The sequence below is a fragment of the Streptomyces sp. NPDC056948 genome (assembly GCF_042674225.1).
Classification (GTDB): domain Bacteria; phylum Actinomycetota; class Actinomycetes; order Streptomycetales; family Streptomycetaceae; genus Streptomyces; species Streptomyces purpurascens.
This window is the reverse complement of sequence record NZ_JBHUQX010000116.1, coordinates 1-22,571: the sequence shown is the minus strand read 5'-3', so window position 1 is coordinate 22,571 and position 22,571 is coordinate 1. Positions and strand designations below refer to the sequence as shown.

Here is a 22,571-nt window from a genome sequence, read left to right as displayed (position 1 = left end):
GTTCAGGATGCGGCGGGTCGCCCAGGCCGCGAGCCACACCGCTGTGAGCGCCGCGAGCGGTGTCGCGGCAAGGTAGGCCAGGCCGGTGCCGGCGCGGCCGCCGTCGACCAGCTTCTGGATGTCGACGGCGTACGTCGAGAAGGTGGTGAAGCCGCCGAGAACGCCGGTGCCGAAGAAGGGGCGCACGAGGCGGTGAGCGGTCCGGATCTCGGTGACGACCACCATGAACACGCCGATCACGGCGCAGCCGGCGACGTTGACCCAGAAGGTCGTCCAGGGGAAGCCGCCCGTGTGCGCGGGCCACCACAGGGACGCCACGTACCTGGCGGCCGCCCCCGCTCCCCCGCCGAGCGCCACCACCACGACGACGGGGGCCTGGGCGCGCCAGGCGGGCGGACGCGGGGCGGCGGGCAGGCTGCCGAGGGTTTCCGCATCGGGGGTGATCATGGGCGTACGTCTCCTACTCGCCGGGGCCCGGGGTCGTGCGGGCGCGTGCCGTCGCAAGTAGGGACCGTTGGCGGCGTCCTCGCCGCGGTTCGGGTACGGCGGGCCCCACCGCCGCGCCGCGAGCGGTGTCGCGGCCGGGGTTCAGATTAACCCCGGGTTCGGGGCGGGGTCATTTCGGGGACCGGGGTCATTTCGGGGACGGTGTCATTTCGGGGCGGGGGGCTCGCAGATCGCCACGCCCGGTTCCCAGAGGCTGCCCAGCACCAGATGCCCGTCCGCTTCGCACACGCTGGTGACCATGCGGTAGCCGGAGCGGCGGCGGGCGAGGTGGTGGACGACACGGCCCTCGTCGTCGAAGGCCAGCACGCCGATCGTGCCGGTGGGCCGGAACGGGGCGTGTACGGCCACGCGGGCGGCGGCGCGGCGCACCGAGGGAGCGCTGCGGTGGAGGAGGTCGAGGGGCGGGACGCGGGGTCCGGCCAGCGCGACCCAGAGCGGTCCGTCCGGGGCGCCGCGCCAGAGGTTGTCGGGCATGCCCGGGAGGTTCTCGGCGAAGGGCTCGCTCCGTCCGGCCTCGGGCCCGGAGAGCCAGTAGCGGACGAGCCGGCAGGCGCCGGTCTCTGCGACGACGAGGAAGGACTCGCCGGCGCCGACGGCGAGCCCGTTGGCGAACTGCAGCCCGTCCAGCACCACCTCGGGGGTGTCGTCGCCCGGAGCCAGGCGCAGCAGCCGTCCCGTTCCGATGTGCTCGACGATGTCGCCGATCCAGTGTTCCAGGGGGTGGCGGCGGCTGGAGACGGTGAAGTAGACGGTGCCGTCGGAGAGGGACACGACGTTGCTGCAGAACCGCAGCGGCTCCCCCGCCACCGAGTCGGCGAGGATGCGGACCGTGCCGTCGCCGGTGTCGACGCGCAGCAGGCCGCGTTCGGCATCGCACACCAACAGGTCGCCGTCCGGGAGGAGTTCGAGCCCCAGCGGCCTGCCGCCGGTCTCGGCGATCACCTCGGTACGGGCCGTGACCGGGTCCGAAAGACCGTCCAGACGCAGGATGCGGCCGTCGGCCACGCCGGCCAGCACACGGCCGCGCGGGTCGGCGACCACGTCCTCGGGGCCGTGGCCCATCGCGATGTAGTGGCGTGGGACGAGTGCCGGGGGACGGTCCATGGTGCGCATGCCCTTCATCCTCAGGGAGAGATACCGCTCTGCCGGGTCGCCTACCAGCCCTTTTCAAACATGCGGGCGACTTCGGCGATCCGCACCTCGTCGCGGTGGTAGTGCACGCGGCCCGCGGACCGGCTGGTGCGCAGCATGCCGGTGGCTTCGAGCAGCCTGAGGTGGGTGACGGCGACCGGGCGGGCCAGCGAGAATCTCTCGGCGACCGCGTCCGCGGTGACACCGCCCTCGGCGGGGCCGGGTTCCTTCAGCCAGGCCAGGATGCGCAGCCGCGTCTCGTCCGTGGGAGTCCTCAGCATGTCGTGCCCCTGCCTCGCGGCTCTCGCTCTCTTACCGCGTTCTTCCCACTGTCTCGCGGCTCAAGCCGCCGCGTCCGGCAGTCGGCATCGTTGACCGATACCGAACTGCCGTACGCCCTGGCGAAGTTCGTGGCTGTGCCTAGCTCTGCCCGCGTGAGATCAGCGGTGGCGGAACCAGGACATCGACGAGAGTGCCCGGTCGTCGTAGCCGAACAGCGCCTGGTTCTCCCAGCCGTTGCCGGAGGAGGCGTCGGTCGGGTCCCAGCCGTTGCCGCCCACCGCGGTCCAGGTGGCCTCCCAGTAGAAGATGCCGAGGCCGCGGCCGTTCGGGACGGCCTCCACGATGCTCGCCATGTCGTTCATCCACCGGGTCTGGCCGGCCACGCTCGCCGGATAGCCGGGGACCAGCTCGTCACCGGTGTCGATGATGTTCTCGTGCGCGTCCTCGCTGTCCAGGCGGAACGGGTAGGCGGTCTCGGCGACGAACACCGGCTTGCCGTAGCGGGAGGCCGCGTCGTCGAGGGTCGTCTGGAAGTCGGCCAGTGTGCCGTGCCAGTAGCCGTAGAACGACAGGCCGATCGCGTCGAACTTCACGCCGTTGGACCGTGCGCTGTCGAACCACCAGCGGGTGCCGGACAGATCACCGCCCTCCGCGAGGTGCAGGGCGACGGTGGTGGACGAGTTGACCGCCTTGACGGCGTCGTAGCCGGAGTTGAGCAGACCGGCCAGTTGCGTCCAGTTGGAGGTGGATCCCTCGGTCCACAGCATGCCGCCGTTGATCTCATTGCCCACCTGGACCATGTCGGCGGTGGTGCCCTGCGCCTTCAAGGCGTTCAACACGTCGTACGTGTGGTTGTACACGTCCGTCTTGAGTTGACTGTACGAGTGTCCGGCCCAGGCGGCGGGCTTGTCCTGGCGGCCGGGGTCGGCCCAGAAGTCCGAGTAGTGGAAGTCGACCAGCAGCTTCATGCCCTGAGCCTTGACGCGCTTGGCCATGGCCAGGACTCGTGCCTTGTTGTTGTAGCCGTCGGCCGGGTTCACCCACACCTTGAGGCGTGCGTAGTTCATGCCGGACGACTTGAGGACGGCCAGGGCGTCGCCGGCCGTTCCGGAGCTGTTGCGGTAGACGCCGCCCTTGGCCTCGCTCTTGGCCAGGGACGAGATGTCGGCACCCTTGATCGATGTACCGGACGTGCCCGACGTGAAGGTCAGGTCGTCAACATTGATCCAGTTGCCCGCGTTCGCGTCACTGTTGATGCTGATGGTGCATTGGTTGCCGGTCACATTGACCGGCACGACGATCCGGATCCACCCACTGGCCGAGACCGGCAGATCGGTGCGCTGCTCGGCGCCGCCGCAGTTCTTCAGCGCTATGTACGCGGACTTCTGCCCGCCGCCGGAGCGCACCCAGGCGGTGAGCTTGTAATTGCCGTTGGCGAGTCCGGACAGGTACTGCCAGGTCTCCGCCTTGTAGGCGGTGGCGGCCCAGTGGCTCACAGGCGGTAGCTCCCGCCGTGGCCGCCGGCCTCGGCGAACGAGGCGCCGGTGTCGCCGTACTCGGACCAGCCGCTCGGCGTGGCCGCGCCCGTACCGTCGGCCTCGAAGCCGCCGTTGGTGAGGGTGCTCGCGGCCTGGGCGGTCTGTGCCGGCAGGGCGGTGAGGGCGAGCCCTGCGGCGAGCGGGAGCAGCAGGGCTCTGAGCGTGCGTCTGGGATGGAACATCGTCGTCCGTCGTCCCTTCGACGTCGGGGATGGGGGTGCCTCTCACCGGGGGGCCGGTGAGGGCCCCTCCGCCCGCGGCTCGTGCGGCTCGCACGGGCGGAGGGAGTCGGTTCAGCCGTCGAGCCGGACGACCCGGACGGCTCCGGCCGGGACCGCCAGGCGGCCCGCCGCGTGCTCACCGGTCAGCAGCTCGGTGCCCGGGGTCTCCAGCGGCACCTTGGTGTCCGAGCCGGTGTGGTTGACGGCGAACAGGTAGCTGCCCGACTCGCCGGAGCGGCGCACCACTTCGACGTCCCGGGGCAGGTCGGCGCGCGGGGCGAGGCGCGCGTCCTCGATCGCCCCGCCGAGCAGCGCGTCGAGGCCGTCGGTGCCGAGCCGGGTGGAGACGTACCAGGCGGTGCCCTCGCCGAGGCGGTGCCGGGTGACGGCCGGGTGGCCCGCGGTGAGGCCGTCGGCGTATGTGCAGACCGTCTCGGCGCCGCGCGGCACCACGAACTCGGTCCACACATCGGCGCCCAGCTCGGATCCGTCGAAGCCGGTGACGCGGACCCGTTCGCCGGGCAGCAGCGGCGAGAACTCCTCGACCGTGAGGCCGAGGACGTCCCGCAGCGGGCCCGGGTAGGCGCCCTCGTGGACGGCGTCGTGCTCGTCGACGATGCCGGAGAAGTACGAGACGACCAGGGTGCCGCCGTTCTCGACGTAGGCCTTGAGGTTGTTCCCGGCCGTCTCCGTCATCAGGTACAGAGCCGGTACGACGACAAGGGGATACCTCGACAAGTCGGCTTCCGGGTGGGCGAAGTCGACGGTGAGGTGGCGGTCGTAGAGGGCCTCGTAGAAGGCGTCGGCGCGTTCGCGGGCGTCGTGGTCCCCGCTGGGGCGCCAGTCGAGGTTCTGCGCCCACCAGGAGTGCCAGTCCCACAGCACGGCCACGTCGGCCTCGGTGCGGGTGCCGCGGATCTCGCTCAACGTCTGTACGGCCGAGCCGAGTTCGGTGACCTCGCGCCAGACACGGGTGTCGGTGCCGCCGTGCGGGAGCATCGCCGAGTGGAACTTCTCGGCGCCGCGCCGGGACTGGCGCCACTGGAAGAACATCGCTCCCTCGGAGCCGCGCGCCACATGGGCGAGGGAGTTGCGGGCCATCTGGCCGGGGGCCTTGGCGGGGTTGCGGGGCTGCCAGTTGACGCCCGAGGTGGAGTGCTCCAGGAGCAGCCAGGGGGCACCGCCCGCGACGGAGCGGGTGAGGTCGGCGGCCATCGCGAGGTTGACGTGGGTGCGGCGGCCGTCGGTGATCAGGTAGTGGTCGTTGGTGACGATGTCGACCTCGCGGCCCCAGGCCCAGTAGTCGACGGAGTCGCACTGGCTCAGGGCCGTCATGAAGTTGGTGGTGACCGGGACGCCCGGTGAGAGGCGGTGCAGGATGTCCCGCTCCGTCACGAAGTTCTCGCGCATGGTGGCGTCGGCGAACCGCTTGTAGTCCAGCGCCTGGCCCGGGTTGACGGACGTCGGGGTGAGCCGGGGCGGGTTGATCTGCTCGAGGTCCGCGTAGCGCTGGCCCCAGAAGGCCGTGCCCCAGGCCTCGTTGACGGCGTCGACCGTGCCGTACGTCGTCGCGAGCCAGCGGCGGAAATGGGCGGCGCACGCGTCGCAGTAGCAGGCCGAGACGGGGACGCCGTACTCGTTGTGCACGTGCCACATCGCCAGGGCCGGGTGGTCGCCGTAGTGCTCGGCGAGCTTGGTGGTGATGGCCGCGGCGGCCGAGCGGTAGTCGGTGTTGCTGTGGCAGATCGCGGCGCGGGAGCCGAACTCGTGGCGCACGCCCTCCGGCGTCACGGGCAGGGCCTCGGGGTGGGCGCGGTAGAACCAGACCGGCGGGCAGACGGTGGGCGTACCGAGGTCGACGCGGATGCCGTTCTCGTGCAGCAGGTCGAGCACGCGGTCGAGCCAGCCGAAGTCGTACGCGCCGGGCGACGGCTCCAGCAGCGCCCAGGAGAAGATCCCGACGCTCACCATCGTGACGCCGGCCTCCCGCATCAGCCGGACGTCCTCCGGCCAGACGCTCTCCGGCCACTGCTCGGGGTTGTAGTCCCCGCCGAAGGCGAGCCTGGTGAGGCCCCTGGGGGTGGTCTCCGGCATGGATGGTCTCCCGGTCGGTCGAGCAATTGGGAACGTGCACACACAGCGGCGCGGTGCGGAGCCCAACATAACCGCACAGCAACAACCATTGACAAGTGTCCGGGATGTTTCTCTACTGTGAACGCTCACAGAAGCATGGCAGGTCTTCGCAGCAGGCGAGGACCCCAGGTCAGGGGAGAGATCCATGCCGTACACGAAGCGCCTCCGCCTCGTGAGAACCGCCGTCGCCGTCGCGCTCGGCGCCACCACACTCGCCGCCTGCGGGACGGAGTCGGCTGACAGCGAGACCGAGTCGGGCCCGGCCTCGCTGACGTACTGGACCTGGACGCCCGGCATGGACAAGGTCGTGGACCTGTGGAACAAGGGGCCGGGCAAGAAGGACCGGATCACCGTCACGGTGAAGAAGCAGGCGTCGGGCGACACACTGGTCACCAAGATCCTCACCGCGCACAAGGCGGGCAAGGCGCCCGACCTGGTGCAGGCGGAGTACCAGGCGCTGCCCACGCTGGTCAGCAATGACGCGCTCGCGGACATATCGAAGAACGTGAGCGACGCGAAGGGCGGCTTCGCCGACGGCGTCTGGCAGCAGACGACGCTGGGCACGGACGCGGTCTACGCGGTCCCGCAGGACATCGGGCCGATGATGTTCTACTACCGCGAGGACCTGTTCAAGGAGTACGGCCTGACGGTGCCGACGACCTGGGACGAGTTCGCCGAGACCGCCCGCAAGCTCAAGAAGGCGGCTCCCGACAAGGACCTGACCACCTTCTCCGCCAATGACTCCGGCCTCTTCGCGGGCCTCGCGCAGCAGGCGGGCGCCAAGTGGTGGACGACCTCCGGGGACCAGTGGAAGGTCTCCATCGACGACGCGGCGACGCAGAAGGTCGCGAAGTTCTGGGGCGGCCTGGTCGAGGAGGGCGCGGTCGACAACCAGCCGATGTACACGCCGGCCTGGAACAAGGCGCTCAACACCGGCAAGCAGATCGCCTGGGTCAGCGCCGTGTGGGCTCCCGGCACCCTGACCACGGCGGCTCCCGACACCAAGGGCAAGTGGGCCATGGCCCCGCTCCCCCAGTGGTCCGCGAGCGAGACCCGTACCGGCAGCTGGGGCGGCTCGTCCACCGCCGTGACCACGGACTCCAAGCACCAGGGGGCCGCCGCGAAGTTCGCCGCCTGGCTGAACACGGACAGCGAGGCCCTCAACGCGCTGGCGAAGGAGAGCGGCATCTACCCGGCCGCCACGAACGCCCAGACCAGCGGCGCCTTCCTCAAGCCGCCGGCCTACTTCTCCAACCAGGCCGACTTCTACACCAAGGCCGCCGACATCGCGGAGACCACGGCGCCGTCCGCCTGGGGCCCGAACGTGAACGTCGCCTACACCACCTTCAAGGACGCCTTCGGCGCCGCCGCGAAGAACAAGTCCGACTTCGGCGCCGCCCTGAAGAAGATGCAGGACGACACCGTCGCCGACATGAAGAAGCAGGGCTTCGGGGTCGCTCGGTGAAAAGCACGGCACGCCGGCAGGCGTACGGGGTCAAGGGCGCCCCGTATGCCTTCCTTCTCCCCGCGACGATCCTGTTCGCGCTGTTCTTCGCGCTGCCCATCGGCTATGCGGTCTGGCTCAGCTTCCGCAAGGTGAAGGTCTCGGGGCTCGGCCTCGGCTCCGGCGCCCGCAAGGAGGTCTGGGCCGGTCTGGAGAACTACACCGACGCCCTCACCGACAGCGAGCTGATGCACGGGGCGCTGCGCGTGCTGGGCTACGGCTGCATCGTCGTACCGGTGATGCTCGGCCTCGCCCTGCTGTTCGCGCTGATGCTCGACTCCGAGAAGGTGCGGCTCGCGCCGTTCACCCGGCTCGCGATCTTCCTGCCGTACGCCATCCCCGGTGTGGTGGCGGCGCTGCTGTGGGGCTTCCTGTACCTGCCGGACGTGAGCCCGTTCCACTTCGTGCTCGACAAGCTGGGTATGCCGCAGCCGGACCTGCTGGACGGCGGGCCGCTGTATCTCGCTCTCTCCAACATCGCGGTCTGGGGCGGCACCGGCTTCAACATGATCGTCATCTACACCTCGCTCCAGGCGATCCCGGCGGAGGTGTACGAGGCGGCGAAGCTGGACGGTGCGACCCCGGCGCAGATCGCGCTGCGGATCAAGATCCCGATGGTGGCGCCCTCGCTGGTGCTGACCTTCTTCTTCTCGATCATCGCCACGCTCCAGATGTTCAACGAGCCGACCACCCTCAAGCCGCTCACCAACTCCGTGTCCACGACGTGGAGTCCACTGATGAAGGTGTACCGGGACGCGTTCGGCGAAGGTGACATCCACGGGGCCGCCGCGCAGGCCGTGATCATCGCCTTCGCCACGCTCCTGCTGTCCTTCGGCTTCCTGCGAGCCGCGAACCGTCGTCAGAAGCAGGAGGCAGCTCGATGAGTTCCCTTGCCGTCCCGAAGGCCGAGCCGAGGGCGGGCAGCACGTCCGGCACCGACCGGGGCCGCCCGCCGCTGCGCCGCCGGATCGCCCTGATCCCGACGGTCACCCTGCTCCTGGGGGCCGTCTACTGCCTGCTGCCGGTGGCCTGGGTGCTCATCGCGGCCACCAAGTCCGGACGCGAGCTGTTCTCCACGTTCACGTTCCTGCCGGGCTCGGGGTTCGCCGACAACGTCCGGGACCTGAGCGCCTACCGCGACGGCGTGTACTGGGCGTGGATGGGCAACTCCGCCCTGTACGCCGGCCTGGGCGCCCTGCTGTCGACGTGCGTCTCGGCGATCAGCGGCTACGCGCTGGCGACCTACCGCTTCCGCGGCCGCGAGACGATCTTCAACGTGCTGCTCGCCGGTGTGCTGATGCCGCCGGTGATCCTGGCCGTCCCCCAGTACCTGCTGCTGGCGAAGGCCGACCTCACGGACTCGTACCTGTCCGTGCTGCTGCCGCAGATCCTCTTCCCGTACGGCGTCTACCTCGCGCGGATCTACGCCGCCGCCGCGGTGCCCGCCGACGTGGTCGAGGCCGGGCGGATGGACGGGGCCAGCGAGTGGCGGATCTTCACGCGGATCGCGCTGCCGATGATGATCCCCGGCATGGTGACGGTGTTCCTGTTCCAGTTCGTGGCGATCTGGAACAACTTCCTGCTGCCGTACATCATGCTCAGCGACGACGAGAAGTTCCCGATCACGCTCGGTCTGTTCACCTTGCTGGAGCAGGGGGCCAACACCCCGGCGCTGTACACGCTGGTGATCACGGGCGCGTTTCTCGCGGTGCTCCCACTGGTCGCCCTCTTCCTGGTCATCCAGCGCTTCTGGAGTCTGGATCTGCTGTCCGGAGCCGTAAAGTCATGACCATGAACGCTGCGGGAGGCAGGCGCAGGCCGCCCACGATCCACGACGTGGCGCGCGAGGCGGGGGTTTCGCGCGGCACCGTCTCGCGGGTGCTCAACGGCGGCCACTACGTCAGCCCGGCCGCCCAGGAGGCGGTCAACGCGGCCATCCGCAGGACGGGTTATGTCGTCAACCGGCACGCCCGCTCCCTGATCACCGGGCGGTCCGACTCGATCGGCTTCCTGCTCACGGAGCCGCAGGAGCGGTTCTTCGAGGACCCCAACTTCAATGTCCTGCTGCGCGGCTGCACTCAGGCGCTCGCCGCGCACGACATCCCGCTGCTGCTGATGCTGGCCGGCACCGAGGACGAACGGCGGCGCATCACGCGCTACATCACCGCCGGGCATGTCGACGGGGTGCTGCTGGTCTCCAGCCACTCCGGGGATCCCGTCGCCGAGCTGCTGCGCGGGGCCGGGGTGCCGCTGGTGGCGTGTGGGAAGCCGATCGGGCTGGCCTCCAAGGTGAGCTATGTGGCCGCCGACGACCGCGACGGTGCCCGCGACATGGTGCGTCATCTGCTGTCGCTCGGGCGGCACCGGGTGGGCATGGTGACCGGTCCGCTGGACACGCCGGGCGGTGTCGAGCGCCTCGCCGGCTACAAGGAGGTGCTCGCGGACGCGGGCCTGGAGTTCGAGGAGCGGCTCGTCGTCTCCGGCGACTACAGCCGGGCCAGTGGCGAGGCGGGTGCCGAGCGGCTGCTGGCGCAGGCCCCGGACATGGACGCGGTGTTCGTCGCCTCGGATCTGATGGCCCAGGGGGTGCTGGCGGCGCTGCAGCGGGCGGGGCGGCGGGTGCCGCTGGATGTCGCGGTCGGGGGCTTCGACGACTCACCGGCCGCGCTGGCGTCGAGCCCCGAGCTGACGACCATCCGGCAGCCGTGGGACCGCATCAGCGCCGAGATGGTGCGGGTGCTGCTCGCGCAGATCGGGGGCGAGGATCCGGCGGCGGTGATCCTGCCGACGGAGCTGGTGAAGCGGGAGTCGACGTAGGCACCCGGCCCGGCCCGGCAGGACGCCACAAAGACGCCACTCCATGCACAGTCATTGAACCTCGGACCGGTGTACCGTTCGGTTATGGCAGCGAAAACGGCTGGTGCGCGGCTCGAGGAACGGTGGCGGGACATCCTGTCGGCGCACGCGCGCACGATGTGCGAGATCGACCGGGCGCTGCATCCGCACGGCCTCGGCGCCTCCGATTTCGAGGTCCTGGACATGCTCGTGACCGCCGCGCCCGAGGAGGGCGAGCAGTGCCGGGTGCAGAATCTGGTCGGGCGGGTCCATCTGAGCCAGAGCGCGCTGTCGCGGCTGATCGCCCGGCTGGAGAAGGACGGTCTTGTGACGCGCACCGTGTGCGTCGAGGACCGGCGCGGCGTATGGGTCGCCCTGACCTCCAGGGGCCGTGACCTGCACGCCGAGGTGCTGCCGCTGCAGCGGGCGGCGCTGGCCCGGACGCTGGGCGTGTGAGCGGCCCAGGCCCGGACCGGGCCGGTCACCCTACGGACGTGCCAGCAGGGTGCGAACTCCCTCCGAGGTGAGCGTCAGGCGGTGCTCCGAGCTGCCGTCGATGGTGAGCGACAGGTCGTCGGCCGGCCACTGAGCGGCGAGGGCGCCGAGCGGCACCATCCGGTAGCGGGAGACGAACGGCAGCAGCCCGGCCATCTCCACCTCGGAGGTGAACACGGGCACCACCGGTTCGCCACCGGGCTGCTCCAGCACCGGCAGCGCCACCGCCGAGGGGTTGGCGGCGTCGGCATCGTTCGCGTCATCGGGCACGGGGATGAGCACGTCGCTGTCGGCGAGCGCGTTCAGAGCCGCCGCGTCCTCGGTGTTCTCGGCGAGGACGTCCAGAGCCCGCTGGGCGGGCGTGGGCGTGGGGTTGTTTGCGGGTGTCTCCATGGCAGATTCCCTGGTAGCGGCGGTCTTGCGGCCCACCCGGGACATGATCCGCCCCGGGCGCGGTCCTGCTCGCGTACCCGATCGTGGACGGGGCAATCCTGGTGGATCACTGAGGTTCACGGGATCAGTGGGATGTGGCCGGAGGGCAGGCCGAGGCGGTCGCAGCCGACTCGCCTGGCCAGGGGCTCGGCCATGCTGGGGCCGATGTGCGTCCAGTAGGTGGCGGCGTCCCGGAAGTAGCGCTGCATCCGCTCGCCGTCCCGGGCGTGCCGGGAGCCTGCCGTGCGGAAGAGGGTGCCCTGGAGGACGTCCCAGGCCATGCGCCCGGCGTGCAGGAACATCAGCGCGAGGCGGTTGTCCTCGGCGGTGGTGAAGGGGGCCTCGCCGGAGACGTTGCGGCGGCAGGTCTCCATCCACTCCTGGGCCGTCTGCTGGAGCGCGGCGTGCGCGGTGTGGATGATGCCCAGGGCTTCGCCGAGGTTGCGCTGGTAGTCGTGCAGCTCGGCGCGGGTGCGGTCGGGTTCCAGGGTGAGCGGGCGGGTGGCGAGGATCCGGGCGTACTCGTCGGCGGCGGCGTACGCGGTGCCGGTCATGATGGCGGCGAGTTCGCCGTGGAAGAAGCTCGGTGCCCGCCCGGCGTACATGGGGTTGCCGTGCAGTTCCGAGCCGGGGCTGCCGCCCTCGACGGGCAGGTCGAGCAGGCCGGCCCCGACCATGTGGTGGGCGGGGATGCGGGCCTGTGCCATGCGGATGCTGTTGGATCCGCTGCCGCGCAGGCCGAGGACGCCGTGCCAGTCGTCGAGCACCGTCCAGACCTCGCGGGGTGCGCAGAACAGCACGAGCGGGCCCGGGGCGTCGCCGGGCTTCTCGGGGGCGCGCAGGGTCTGGCCGACGTAGTGCGTGGAGTAGGGGGCGCCGGAGGAGTACGGCCAGGTGCCGTCGAGGATCACGTGGTCGCCGTCGGGCTGTGCGACGCCGACCGGTGCGAGGGTGGACGCGGCGCGGAACTCCCCGTCCGCGCCGAAGATCTCGTCCTGCGCGCGTTCCCCGAAGGCCGACGCGACCTGCAGGACATGGGCGGCGGTGAGGGACAGCGCCCAGCCGCTGGAGGGACAGCCGCGCGCGACCTCGGTGACCACGCGGTAGAAGACGGGCAGACCGAACTCGTACCCGCCGTAGCGGCGCGGCTGCAGCGCCCGGTAGAACCCGGCCCGTAAGAAGTCCTCGTGGGTGGTCTGCGGGTAGTGCGTCAACCGCTCGGTCTCCGCCTGTCGTTCGATCAGCGCGGGCCGCAACGCGATGGCTCGTTCGACGAGTTCGGCTTCGGTCAGTCCGGGTTCGGGCGGGGCGATCACGGGTGTCACGGGTGTCTCCTGACGTGTGGGGGACGTCGGTTCGTGACCGGTACGTGCCCGTGTCCTTGAAGCCGGAACCTGGTCGACCACGCCGAGGAGTCAGAGGCTCAACGGGCGTGATGTGTGAGACCGCCGGGGCTACGGCATAGGCTGCGTAGATCATCGTGGAAGGGGGACGTTCATGTCCGGTCCAGTCGTACTGGAGGTGGCGCAGTGGCAGGGGTCGGGTGCTTCCACGGCCCGTCGGTTGCCCAGTGGTGCCGCCTGGCTGGCTGAGCTGATACCCGCAGGTCGGCGGCGTACGGTCACACTCGACAACTGCCTCGGCAACGCGCGGGGCGGCGTACGGAACGCCGATGTGCTGGAGCGCCATCTGCTGGCGGTGCGCGCGGCATTGGCTGACGTTCCGCCGGGCGAAGGGCCAGTGATCATCGGCGGCGACTGCGGGGTCGACCTCGCCCCGATCGAGGCCGCGCTCTCCGCGTTCGGGGACCGGCTGGCCCTGGTGTGGTTCGACGCGCACGCAGACCTCAACAGTCCGGAGTCGTCGCCTTCCGGAGCCTTCCACGGCATGGTGCTGCGCGCCCTCATCGGCGACGGGCCGGAGGGCCTGCGGCCCACGCGGAGCCTGTCGGCCGACCGTGTGGTGCTGGCGGGCGCGCGGTCACTGGACCCGGGTGAACAGGACCTTGTCGAGAGTCGCGGCATACGGCACCTCGGCGTCGAGCAGCTCACAGAACCAGGGCCGCTCCTGGCCGCGGTGCGCGCCACCGGCGCCGAGGCGGTGTACCTCCACATCGACCTCGACGTCCTGGACCCGCGGGTGTTCCCTGCCGTCGGCACACCCGAGCCCGGCGGACTCGGTGTGGAGGACCTGGTCGTAGCTGTGCGGGCGCTGACGGAAGAGTTCACCCTCGCCGGCCTCGCGCTCACCGAGTACGAACGGACGGAAGCCGGCGGCGAGGAGGAGGCGGTACTGCGGCGGATCGTCGACGGACTGTTCGGGCCCGACCGACACTGATCAGCGCCTCTGCCGGCGCTCTCCCCCACCAGCGCGGTTCGGGGGCGCACGCCTACCGTGGCAGTGAGCGGGCAGGCCCGAGGACCCGGCAGGGCAGACCGTGCTCACGCACCGCACCGCTCCCGTCCGGCTCCACCCGAAACACCCCTGCTCCCGGATCCCGGGTGACGGCCTCCGCCGGCACACCCTCCGTGAAGAGCACGGGGAGGTACGTCAGCGGCCCGAAGGAGTCGGTGTGCGAGCCCTCGGCACCGGCGCTGATGCCGCACAGTAGCGTGCCCTGCTCGTACGCCTCCCGCAGCAGCCGGTCCACGCCGTGGGTGCGCCAGACCGCGAGGAGGTTGGCCGTGTTGCCGCCGCCCACGTACACGACGTCCTGGGCGAGCAGGAAGGAGCGCAGGGCGTCGTCGTCCAGCTCCCGGCGGAACAGGTGCAGGACGGAGGGTTCCAGTCAGGGCGTGACCGGAACGCCGTGCGGAACTGTTCTACGTATGCCGGTGCGTCTCCGCTGGCGGTGGGCACGAAGCACACCTTGGGGCGGGACACGCGTGCCTGGGCCAGCATCCAGTCGTCCAGCAGGCCGTCGTCGTCGGTGGAGAAGCCGCCGCCGAGGAGGGCGAGACGCTGTGCGGGTGCCAGGGCCATAGCGGGGCCTTTTTGGATGGGGCGTGCGCGCGGGTCAGGCCGTGGGGCCGCTGCGCAGCGCGGCCAGCACTCCCCGGGCGCGAGTGCCGTCCGCCAGTTGCCAGGAGCCCGTGACGTGGCCGGTCGTTCCCTGCCCGGGAGTCGACGGACCGTCCGGGGCGGGTCGGAGGACCCGGTGCATGTGGATCGTCGCGCCGTGCGGTGTGGTCAGCCGGGTGCCGTCCCGGTCGTCGGTGGCGGTGAAGTCCGTGGGGAGAGGCCCTTCGCCGATGTACGAGGCGGTGACCTCGCGGTCGGGGACGTCGCTGATGTTCTGGTCCTGGGCCTGCGCCCGCCCCTCGATCAAGGCCGACAACTGGGCGAGCATCACGGGGTCGTGACAGCCGTCGTAGGCCCAGCGCCGCCCGAGCACGCCGTGCTCCATGGTGCCGACGAGGGCATGCTCCGCCCCCTCCAGCGGGGCACCGCGATAGGTGAGCGGCACCAGATAGGTGGTCGGGTGAGGGCCGCCGGTGTCGGTGACGACGAGGAACTCGACCCCGACCTCGCCTCGCGGATCGTCCAGCCGGAACCCGCCGGCCTTGACCAGCTTCGGTTCGGTCACGCCACCGCGATACCAGGGACGGGAGGGCAGCCAGGAGGTGAGGAGTTCCAGCTTGGTCGGTGTCAGCGTGGTGTGGTGGATGACGGCCATGCCGATCCCCTCCCCTTGGGTCGATGCGAGCCGTGAGAACACGCAGCATACGTTCGTGGAGATCAAGGGATGTTGACGCGCGGTATGTTACCGGTAACATCAGTCCGCGTGACCGACCAGCCGACCGCACAGCTCGACTCCCGCCCCTCCCCCGCTTCGTCCTCCCCGGTCTTCAGCAGGGCCGCCGTCGTGGCGTCCTGTGTCGGCTTTGTGCTCATCGGTGCGTTGCAGGCCCTGTACGGGCCCGCGATCCCGGCCTTCCGTGCGGAGTTCGGGCTGTCTCCCTCCGCCGCGGGGCTGGGGCTGAGCGCCCACTTCGTCGGCGGTGTGGCCGGTGTGCTGCTGTTCGACCGGCTCTACGGCCGGGTCGGCAACCGGCACATCCTCGGCAGCTCCTATCTGCTGATGGCCGTCGGCGCTGCGGGCTTCGCGCTGGCGCCCGACTGGCCCACCGCCCTCGCGGCGGCCCTGCTCGCGGGGCTCGGTTTCGGTGGCATCGACTACGGCCTCAACCAGCTCTTCGCCGTGGGCTTCGGCCACCGTTCGACCGCGATGCTGAACATCCTCAACGCCCATTTCGGCATCGGCGCCATCCTCGGCCCCGCCCTGATCGGCGTGGTCGGCTCGGAGCACTACCCGGCCGTCTTCCTCTGCTTCGCCCTCGCCAATCTGCCCTTGCTGCTGTGCCTGAGGGGAGTTCGGAACGACGTGCCCCTGCCGGGCGGGGCCGAGGACGGACGTGGACAGGTGCTGAGCCGCAGCCTCGGCTCCGTGCTCGCCGTCTTCGTCGCGCTCTACGTCCTGCACGTCGCCGTCGAGGCCGGTGTCGGCGGCTGGGAGCCCACGCATCTGGAGACCGTCGGCTACGGCGCGGGCGTCGCGGCCACGGCCACCTCGGTGTACTGGCTGATGATGACCGTCGGGCGCTTCCTGGTCGCCCCGCTCGCGCTGCGGTTCTCCGCCCAGGCCATCATCACCGTCTCGTGCGCGGGCATGACGGTGTGTCTGCTGGCCGCGTCCGTGCCCGCGCTGGCTCCGTACGCGTACGCCGGTGTCGGTCTGTTCATCGCGCCGATCTTCCCCACCGGGCTGCCCTGGCTGAACCGGTCCGCGCCGCGCGCCCGGCGGGCCGGTGCCGTGGTCATCGCGGCCTCCATGGTCGGCGGTGTCGCCGCCGGGCCGGCGCTGGGCAAGGCCATCGAGTGGTCCGGGATCCGCGCGGTGCCGCTCCTGCTGTGCGGTGTCTCGGCGCTGTGCCTGGCCGCCACGCTCTGGCTGATCCGCGCCACCCGTTCCCGCTGACTGCCCCTGCCTCGAATACCTCGAAGGGAAGCCTCCGCATGCCCGCTCTGACGACGACGTCCGACGGATTCCTGCTGCACGGCGAGCCGTTCCGGATCCTCTCCGGCGCGCTGCACTACTTCCGGGTCCACCCCGACCTGTGGGCCGACCGGTTGCGCAAGGCCCGTCTGATGGGCCTCAACACGGTGGAGACGTACCTGCCGTGGAACCACCACCAGCCGGATCCCGACGGGCCCCTCGTGCTCGACGGTTTCCTCGACCTGCCCCGGTTCCTCCGGCTCGCCCAGGACGAGGGGCTGCGCGTGCTGCTGCGTCCCGGTCCGTTCATCTGCGCCGAGTGGGACGGAGGCGGCCTGCCCGACTGGCTGACCTCGGACCCGGACATCCGGCTGCGGACCAGCGATCCGCGCTTCACCGGGGCCGTCGACCGCTACCTCGACTTGCTGCTGCCCGCCCTCCGCCCGCACATGGCCGCGGCGGACGGTCCCGTCATAGCGGTGCAGGTGGAGAACGAGTACGGGGCCTACGGCGACGACAGCACGTATCTGAAGCACCTGACCGACGCGTTCCGTTCCCGGGGCGTCGAGGAGCTGCTGTTCACCTGCGACCAGGCCGACCCGGAACATCTGGCCGCCGGAAGCGTGCCGGGCGTCCTGGCGGCGAGCACCTTCGGCAGCCGCGTCGAGCAGTGCCTCGGGCGGCTGCGCGAGCACCGGAGCGAAGGGCCCCTGTTCTGCGCGGAGTTCTGGATCGGCTGGTTCGACCACTGGGGCGGTCCGCACCATGTGCGGGACGCGGCCGACGCCGCCGCGGACCTGGACCGGCTGCTGTCCGCCGGGGCGTCCGTCAACATCTACATGTTCCACGGCGGCACCAACTTCGGCTTCGCGAACGGCGCCAACCACAAGCACGCCTACACACCGACCGTCACGTCGTACGACTACGACGCCGCGCTCACCGAGTGCGGCGACCCGGGGCCGAAGTACCACGCCTTCCGCGAGGTCATCGCCCGCCATGCCGGCGTTCCCGACGAGCCTGCCCCGGCGCCTGGACCGAAACTTCCGCCCACCGATGTGGAGTTGGACGGCCGGGCACCCCTGCTTCCGCTCGCCGGCACGCTCGCCGCACCCGTGCACGCCGACGACCCTGTGACCATGGACGAGCTCGGGCAGCGCACCGGCTACGCGCTCTACCGCACCGCCCTTCCCGCTGCCGGTGACGGCCTGCTGCACTTCTCCGGCGGTGTCGGCGACCGCGCCCAGGTCTTCGTCGACGGCGCCCCGGCCGGTGTGCTGGAGCGCGAACGCCACGACGAGACCTTGCCCGTGCGCGTCCCACGCTCCGGCGCGATGCTGGAGGTCCTCGTCGAGAACATGGGCGGCGTCAACTACGGGCCCCGTATCGGTGCGCCCAAGGGACTGCTCGGGCCCGTCTCCTGCAACGGCACCGTCCTGCGGGGCTGGGACTGCCGCCCGCTGCCACTGGACGGCGTGGACGGGCTGCCGTTCGTACCGGCCGAGGGGGCCGCGGTCACCGTGCCGGCCTTCCACCGCGGCACCTTCGAGGTGGCCACGCCCGCCGATGCCTTCCTCTCCCTGCCCGGCTGGACAAAGGGCCAGGCGTGGGTCAACGGCTTCCACCTGGGCCGCTACTGGAACCGGGGCCCGCAGCACACCCTGTACCTCCCCGCCCCCGTGCTGCGGCCGGGCGCCAACGAGCTGGTCCTGCTGGAGCTGCACGGCACCACCGCCACCCGCGCCCAGCTCACCGACACCCCCGACCTCGGCCCGGAGAACACCTGGTGACCCCGCGCCGACTGCGCGTTCCCACGCCCTCCGCTCCCCCGCTCACCGGCCATCTGCCCTTGGCCGACGCGCCGGGCGTGCCCGACCCGGTCGAAGTGACCAGCCGCTGGCTCACCCGTGGCGGCCGCCCCTGGTTCCCGGTCTCCGGCGAGTTCCACTACTCCCGCTACCCGAACGGGGAGTGGGAGGAGGAGCTGCTGAAGATGAAGGCGGGCGGGGTGACCGCCGTCGCCTCCTACGTCATCTGGATCCACCACGAGGAGATCGAGGGCCGGGTCCGCTTCGACGGCGACCGCGACCTCCGGCGCTTCGCCGGGCTGTGCGCCCGCCACGGCCTGGACTTCGTCCCGCGCATCGGCCCCTGGTCACACGCGGAGGTGCGCAACGGTGGCCTGCCCGACTGGCTGCTCGCCCGCGCCTGCACGCCGCGTACCGACGACCCGGCCTATCTGGAGCCCGTACGCACCTGGTTCACGGCCGTCGCGGAGCAACTGCGCGGCCTGGACCGGGCACACGGCGGTCCGATCGTCGCGATCCAGATCGAGAACGAGCTCTACGACCGGCCCGGCCACCTGCGCACGCTCAAGCGCCTGGCCCAGGAGGCCGGGCTGAGCGCACCGCTGTGGACGTCGACCGCCTGGGGCGGGGTGCAGCTCCCGGGCGAGGAGCTGCTTCCGCTGTACGGCGGCTATCCCGAGGCGTTCTGGACGGAGGCGCAGGGCGGCTGGCCCGACACCTGCCGCAAGCACTTCTTCTTCACGCACGAGCGCGACGACGAGGGCATCGGCGCCGACCTGCGGCCCACGACCGTGCGCGGCGCCGACCCGGCCCCGACGGACCGGTTCCCCTGGGCCACCTGCGAGTTGGGCGGGGGCATGGCGGTGGCCTATCACCGGCGGCCCCGCGTGGAGGCCGCCGATGTGGGCGCGCTCGGGCTGACCAAGATCGGCTGCGGTTCGGTGTGGCAGGGCTACTACATGTTCCACGGCGGCACGAACCCGCCGGGAGAGCTGACCACCCTTCAGGAGTCGCACGCCACCGGCTACCCCAACGACCTGCCGGTCCTGAGCTACGACTTCCAGGCCCCGCTCGGCGAGTACGGCCAGGTGCGGCCCTCGTACCACGAACTGCGGCTCCAGCACCTGCTGCTGGCCGCTTTCGGGCACCGGATCGCGCCCATGGAGTCCGTGCTGCCCGAGCGGCTGCCGGCCGGGCAGCACGATCGTGACACCCTGCGCTGGGCCGTCCGCACCGACGGCACCTCGGGCTTCCTGTTCGTGACCAACCACCAGCCGCACGAGCCGCTGCCGGACCACCCGGACACGACGTTCAGGGTCGACTTCCCGAACGCGCCTTCGCTGACACTGCCGAGCGTTCCCGTCACGGTGCCCTCCGGCGCCTCCTTCTGCTGGCCGCTGCGGCTGGACGTGGCCGGGCTGCGGCTGGAGTGGGCCACGGCGCAGCCGGTGTGCACGATCGAGGCGGACGGCCGTACGGTGCTGGTGCTGGCCGCGACCGACGGCATCGCGCCCGAACTCGCCCTGGACGCGGACACGGTGACGGCCGTCGCCGTGCCGTCCGGGGACGGGGAGGTCACGCCCGTCGACGGCCGGGTCCTGGTCACCGGTCTGCGGCCGGGCACCGGAGCCCTGGTCGAGGTGGACGCGGCCGACGGTTCCCGCGTCGGCCTGCTGGTCCTGGACGCGGCGACGGCCCGCACGGCCTACCGGGGTGTCGCTTGGGGAGCCGAGCGGCTGGTGCTCTGCGGGGACGGGGTCGTCTTCGACGGTGACGAGGTACGGCTGCACACCCCGGCCGCGGAGCCGTCGTTCGCGGTGCTGCCCGCGCCCGATCCCGCCCTGGTGGTGGAGGGGAAACCGTTGCGGGAGGAGGCGGACGGTGTGTGCACGCGTTACACCGTCGAGGCCGGTGCCGTCGGCGACACCGCCGCGCACGTCACCCTGGTCAGGCCCGCCGGTCCGGCCCCGGAGCCCGTGACCGGCGTGCAGGGCCGGGCGAGCATGCCCGCCGCCACGTACGTGGACACCGTGGCCGCCGAGTACCGGATCGACGTACCGGAGGAACTGCTGCGGGCGCCGGCCGGTGTGCTGCTGCGGCTGCACTGGACCGGTGATCTGGCACGGGCCTACGCGGGGGACGTCCTGGTCGCGGACCAGTTCTACTCGGGGCGGGTCTGGGACATCGGCCTGGACCGGTTGCCCGCCGAGGTGTTGCGTGCTCGGGGGCTGCGGCTGAAGGTGCTGCCGCTGGCGGTGGACGCGCCGGTGCATGTGCCGGGGCAGGTGGGTGATGCCTGGCGGGCGGCCGGGGTGGGGCATGCGGAGTGGGTGGTCACGCGCGTGTGGGCGGTCCGGACCGGCTGAGGCCCTTGGGTGCACCGCGCGGCCTATGCTGTGCTCCTGCCGGGCGGGTTCAGGACCGCCGTATCCGACGTCGAGGAAATCACCCGCCATGACACCGAGCGCCACCGACGGCCCGGTTCCCAAGGGCCGCAGCCGGCGCAACTTCGCGGGGACGCGGCCGGTGATGGCAGACGTGGCCCGGCTGGCCGGCGTCTCCAAGCAGACCGTCTCCCGGGTGCTCAACGACCACCCGGCCGTCCGCCCCGAGACGCGCGAGGCGGTCCTGGAGGCCATGCGCACGCTCGGCTACCGGCCCAGCCGCAGCGCGCGGTCCCTGGCCAGCGGCAGGACGCGGATGCTCGGAGTGATCTCCTTCGACGCCGCACGGTACGGGCCGGCCTCCATCCTGACCGCGATCAACACCGCGGCCCAGGAGGCCGGTTACCTCGTCAGCTCCATCGCGCTGGACACGGCCGACCAAGGGACCGTCGTCGAGGCCGTGAACCGGCTGTCGGCCGAGGGCGCGGACGGCGTCATCGCGATCGCCCCGCAGCAGTGGGTGGGCCGCGCGCTGGCGGAGACCGACCTCGGCACTCCGCTGGTGGTGCTGGAGAGCGCCCTCGACGACAGCACTCCCCTGGTCACGGGTGATTCCCGCACCGGCGCCCGCAAGGCCACCGAGCATCTCCTCGGCCTGGGGCACGCCACCGTCTGGCACATCGCGGGCCCGACCGGCTGGACCTCGGCCGATCACCGGCTGGCGAGCTGGCAGGCGACGCTCCAGGCGGCCGGCGCCGACGTCCCGGCACCCCTCGTCGGGGACTGGGGCGCCGACTCCGGTTACGAGCTGGGCCGTCGGCTGGCCCGGCGCCCGGAGGTGACGGCGGTGTTCGCCTCCAACGACCAGATGGCGCTGGGCCTGCTGCACGCCCTGCACGAATCCGGGCGGTCCGTCCCCGGGGAGTTCAGTGTCGTCGGCTACGACGACATCCCCGAGGCCGCGCATCTGCTGCCCCCGCTGACCACCGTCCGCACCGACTTCGCCGAGATCGGCACGCGTTCCCTGCGCCTTCTCCTGGACCGCATCGACGGCCCGGGCGAGCGGCCCCGCGTGGACAGCCTCGTCCCCGTCGACCTCGTGGTGCGCGCGAGCAGCGGTCCGCCGCCGGTGCGCTGACGGGCTCAGGCACTCCCTTCGGCGGCGGCCTTCTGCCAGGCCGACTCCCTCAGCAGCCGCAGGCCGTTCAGTCCGACGAGGACCGTGGAGCCCTCGTGGCCCGCCACACCCAGGGGCAGCGGCAGGTCGCCGGCCAGGTCCCAGACGACGAGGCCGGCGATGAACACCCCGGCGATCACGAGGTTCTGGACGACCAGCCCGCGGGCGCGGCGGGAGAGGGCGACGGTGGCGGGGACGGCGGCGAGTTCGTCGCGCACGATCACGGCGTCGGCGGTCTCCAGGGCGAGGTCGGAGCCCGCCCGGCCCATGGCGACCCCGGTGTGGGCGGCGGCCAGGGCGGGCGCGTCGTTGACGCCGTCCCCGACGACCAGCACCTTGCGGCCCGCGCTCTCCATCTCCTGGACGGCGGCCAGCTTGTCCTGCGGCAGCAGCCCGGCGCGCACGTCGTCGATGCCGGTCTCGGCGGCGAGGTGCGCCGCAGCCCGGGGGTTGTCGCCGGTGAGGAGTGTGGGGGCGGTGCCGGTGAGCGTGGTGAGGGCGGCGACCGTGGCGGCGGCGTCCGGGCGTGGCCGGTCGGCGATGCCGAGCAGTCCGGCGGGGGCGCCGTCGACGACGACCAGGACGGCGGTACGGCCGGACTCCTCCAGTTCCGCGACCCTTTCGAAGGCGTCGTCCGTCAGCCGGGCCGGGGCACCCACCGCGACCGCACGGCCTTCGACGACGGCGGTCACTCCCACGCCGGGCGCGGAGGCGAAGTCCTTCGCTTCGGGCAGGTCGAGGCCGCGCTCACGGGCCGCGTCGACGACCGCCCGGGCCAGCGGATGCTCGCTGGGCCGCTCGGCGGCCGCCGCCAGGGTCAGCAACTCGCCCTCGTCCAAGCCGGAGCCCGGCAGCGGCCGGACGTCGGTGACGCGCGGGCTGCCTTCGGTCAGGGTGCCGGTCTTGTCCAGTGCGACCGCGTCCACCTGGCCGAGCCGCTCCATCACCACGGCCGACTTCACCAGAACACCGTGCCGCCCGGCGTTGGCGATGGCCGACAGCAGGGGCGGCATGGTGGCCAGCACGACCGCGCACGGCGAGGCCACGATCATGAACGTCATGGCGCGCAGCAGCGAGTCGGTGAGCCGCACGCCCAAGGCGAGCGGCACCACGAAGAAGGCCCCGGTCGCG

Annotated in this window: 18 protein-coding genes and 2 pseudogenes; 10 read left to right on the top strand and 10 right to left on the bottom strand. The window is 71.6% G+C overall.

Annotated features, from left to right (window positions below):
- The 5 genes and pseudogenes from crcB to ACFTZL_RS17250 form a co-directional block, all read right to left on the bottom strand.
- The coding region (crcB, locus tag ACFTZL_RS17270) for a fluoride efflux transporter CrcB (RefSeq protein ID WP_382582878.1) at positions 1-447 on the bottom strand (447 nt) is incomplete at its 3' end.
- A gap of 204 nt (positions 448-651) precedes the next feature.
- Positions 652-1,611 carry an SMP-30/gluconolactonase/LRE family protein gene (locus ACFTZL_RS17265; RefSeq protein WP_382582881.1) on the bottom strand — a complete coding sequence of 320 codons (960 nt, stop codon included), beginning with the start codon at positions 1,609-1,611 and terminating at the stop codon, positions 652-654.
- Between the two features lie 50 nt (positions 1,612-1,661).
- On the bottom strand, positions 1,662-1,919 hold the full coding sequence (locus tag ACFTZL_RS17260; protein WP_382582875.1) for an ArsR/SmtB family transcription factor: 258 nt from the start codon (positions 1,917-1,919) through the stop codon (positions 1,662-1,664).
- Between the two features lie 159 nt (positions 1,920-2,078).
- A pseudogene (locus ACFTZL_RS17255) lies at positions 2,079-3,640 on the bottom strand (arabinogalactan endo-beta-1,4-galactanase).
- Positions 3,641-3,751: 111 nt separating this feature from the next.
- Positions 3,752-5,773 carry a beta-galactosidase gene (locus ACFTZL_RS17250; RefSeq protein WP_382582872.1) on the bottom strand — a complete coding sequence of 674 codons (2,022 nt, stop codon included), beginning with the start codon at positions 5,771-5,773 and terminating at the stop codon, positions 3,752-3,754.
- Between the two features lie 184 nt (positions 5,774-5,957).
- Here ACFTZL_RS17250 and ACFTZL_RS17245 point away from each other — a divergent pair, with 184 nt between their 5' ends.
- The 5 genes from ACFTZL_RS17245 to ACFTZL_RS17225 all read left to right on the top strand — a co-directional run bounded on the left by ACFTZL_RS17245 (position 5,958) and on the right by ACFTZL_RS17225 (position 10,607).
- Positions 5,958-7,277 carry an ABC transporter substrate-binding protein gene (locus ACFTZL_RS17245; protein ID WP_382582870.1) on the top strand — a complete coding sequence of 440 codons (1,320 nt, stop codon included), beginning with the start codon at positions 5,958-5,960 and terminating at the stop codon, positions 7,275-7,277.
- A complete protein-coding gene (locus ACFTZL_RS17240; RefSeq protein ID WP_382582867.1) occupies positions 7,274-8,200 on the top strand; it encodes a carbohydrate ABC transporter permease in 927 nt (308 codons plus the stop codon). The genes ACFTZL_RS17245 and ACFTZL_RS17240 overlap by 4 nt, the downstream gene beginning before the upstream one ends.
- Entirely contained in the window at positions 8,197-9,105 is a 909-nt protein-coding gene (locus ACFTZL_RS17235; RefSeq protein WP_382582865.1) for a carbohydrate ABC transporter permease, read from the top strand. Before ACFTZL_RS17240 ends, ACFTZL_RS17235 begins: the two co-directional genes overlap by 4 nt.
- Complete coding sequence (locus ACFTZL_RS17230) at positions 9,102-10,133, top strand: LacI family DNA-binding transcriptional regulator (RefSeq protein WP_382582862.1); 1,032 nt, start codon at positions 9,102-9,104, stop codon at positions 10,131-10,133. Before ACFTZL_RS17235 ends, ACFTZL_RS17230 begins: the two co-directional genes overlap by 4 nt.
- An 84-nt stretch (positions 10,134-10,217) precedes the next feature.
- Positions 10,218-10,607 carry a MarR family winged helix-turn-helix transcriptional regulator gene (locus tag ACFTZL_RS17225; protein ID WP_382582859.1) on the top strand — a complete coding sequence of 130 codons (390 nt, stop codon included), beginning with the start codon at positions 10,218-10,220 and terminating at the stop codon, positions 10,605-10,607.
- Positions 10,608-10,637: 30 nt separating this feature from the next.
- On the opposite strand, the gene ACFTZL_RS17220 is transcribed toward ACFTZL_RS17225, so the two are convergent.
- A complete protein-coding gene (locus tag ACFTZL_RS17220) occupies positions 10,638-11,039 on the bottom strand; it encodes an SseB family protein (protein WP_184595591.1) in 402 nt (133 codons plus the stop codon).
- 116 nt (positions 11,040-11,155) lie between these two features.
- A complete protein-coding gene (locus ACFTZL_RS17215; RefSeq protein WP_382582856.1) occupies positions 11,156-12,403 on the bottom strand; it encodes an acyl-CoA dehydrogenase family protein in 1,248 nt (415 codons plus the stop codon).
- Positions 12,404-12,575: 172 nt separating this feature from the next.
- Between ACFTZL_RS17215 and ACFTZL_RS17210 the strand changes: the two genes are divergently transcribed.
- The gene (locus ACFTZL_RS17210) at positions 12,576-13,415 is read left to right on the top strand and encodes an arginase family protein (RefSeq protein ID WP_382582853.1); all 840 of its coding nucleotides are present in this window, start codon (positions 12,576-12,578) and stop codon (positions 13,413-13,415) included.
- Positions 13,416-13,467: 52 nt separating this feature from the next.
- On the opposite strand, the pseudogene ACFTZL_RS17205 reads toward ACFTZL_RS17210, so the two are convergent.
- Both ACFTZL_RS17205 and ACFTZL_RS17200 read right to left on the bottom strand, forming a co-directional pair.
- Positions 13,468-14,060, bottom strand: a pseudogene (locus ACFTZL_RS17205) (Type 1 glutamine amidotransferase-like domain-containing protein).
- Positions 14,061-14,094: 34 nt separating this feature from the next.
- Positions 14,095-14,754, bottom strand: a complete 660-nt coding sequence (locus tag ACFTZL_RS17200; protein WP_382582850.1) for a 1,4-alpha-glucan branching protein — start codon at positions 14,752-14,754, stop codon at positions 14,095-14,097.
- A gap of 108 nt (positions 14,755-14,862) precedes the next feature.
- On the opposite strand from ACFTZL_RS17200, the gene ACFTZL_RS17195 reads away from it, so the two are divergent.
- The 4 genes from ACFTZL_RS17195 to ACFTZL_RS17180 all read left to right on the top strand — a co-directional run bounded on the left by ACFTZL_RS17195 (position 14,863) and on the right by ACFTZL_RS17180 (position 21,401).
- Positions 14,863-16,056: an MFS transporter gene (locus ACFTZL_RS17195; RefSeq protein ID WP_382582847.1), complete on the top strand. Its 1,194-nt coding sequence runs from the start codon at positions 14,863-14,865 to the stop codon at positions 16,054-16,056.
- Positions 16,057-16,094: 38 nt separating this feature from the next.
- Positions 16,095-17,861 carry a beta-galactosidase family protein gene (locus ACFTZL_RS17190; protein ID WP_382582844.1) on the top strand — a complete coding sequence of 589 codons (1,767 nt, stop codon included), beginning with the start codon at positions 16,095-16,097 and terminating at the stop codon, positions 17,859-17,861.
- Entirely contained in the window at positions 17,858-20,245 is a 2,388-nt protein-coding gene (locus ACFTZL_RS17185; RefSeq protein WP_382582841.1) for a beta-galactosidase, read from the top strand. The genes ACFTZL_RS17190 and ACFTZL_RS17185 overlap by 4 nt, the downstream gene beginning before the upstream one ends.
- Positions 20,246-20,333: 88 nt before the next feature.
- Entirely contained in the window at positions 20,334-21,401 is a 1,068-nt protein-coding gene (locus ACFTZL_RS17180; protein ID WP_382582838.1) for a LacI family DNA-binding transcriptional regulator, read from the top strand.
- 5 nt (positions 21,402-21,406) lie between these two features.
- On the opposite strand, the gene ACFTZL_RS17175 is transcribed toward ACFTZL_RS17180, so the two are convergent.
- The coding region (locus tag ACFTZL_RS17175) for a heavy metal translocating P-type ATPase (protein WP_382582835.1) at positions 21,407-22,571 on the bottom strand (1,165 nt) is incomplete at its 5' end.

Bases quoted from the DNA above. Each gene is read 5' to 3' on its own strand.
- ACFTZL_RS17265 (WP_382582881.1), bottom strand. From the start codon at position 1,611: ATGGACCGTCCCCCGGCACTCGTCCCACGCCACTACATCGCGATGGGC.
- ACFTZL_RS17260 (WP_382582875.1), bottom strand. From the start codon at position 1,919: ATGCTGAGGACTCCCACGGACGAGACGCGGCTGCGCATCCTGGCCTGG.
- ACFTZL_RS17250 (WP_382582872.1), bottom strand. From the start codon at position 5,773: ATGCCGGAGACCACCCCCAGGGGCCTCACCAGGCTCGCCTTCGGCGGG.
- ACFTZL_RS17245 (WP_382582870.1), top strand. From the start codon at position 5,958: ATGCCGTACACGAAGCGCCTCCGCCTCGTGAGAACCGCCGTCGCCGTC.
- ACFTZL_RS17235 (WP_382582865.1), top strand. From the start codon at position 8,197: ATGAGTTCCCTTGCCGTCCCGAAGGCCGAGCCGAGGGCGGGCAGCACG.
- ACFTZL_RS17230 (WP_382582862.1), top strand. From the start codon at position 9,102: ATGACCATGAACGCTGCGGGAGGCAGGCGCAGGCCGCCCACGATCCAC.
- ACFTZL_RS17225 (WP_382582859.1), top strand. From the start codon at position 10,218: ATGGCAGCGAAAACGGCTGGTGCGCGGCTCGAGGAACGGTGGCGGGAC.
- ACFTZL_RS17220 (WP_184595591.1), bottom strand. From the start codon at position 11,039: ATGGAGACACCCGCAAACAACCCCACGCCCACGCCCGCCCAGCGGGCT.
- ACFTZL_RS17210 (WP_382582853.1), top strand. From the start codon at position 12,576: ATGTCCGGTCCAGTCGTACTGGAGGTGGCGCAGTGGCAGGGGTCGGGT.
- ACFTZL_RS17200 (WP_382582850.1), bottom strand. From the start codon at position 14,754: ATGGCCGTCATCCACCACACCACGCTGACACCGACCAAGCTGGAACTC.
- ACFTZL_RS17190 (WP_382582844.1), top strand. From the start codon at position 16,095: ATGCCCGCTCTGACGACGACGTCCGACGGATTCCTGCTGCACGGCGAG.
- ACFTZL_RS17180 (WP_382582838.1), top strand. From the start codon at position 20,334: ATGACACCGAGCGCCACCGACGGCCCGGTTCCCAAGGGCCGCAGCCGG.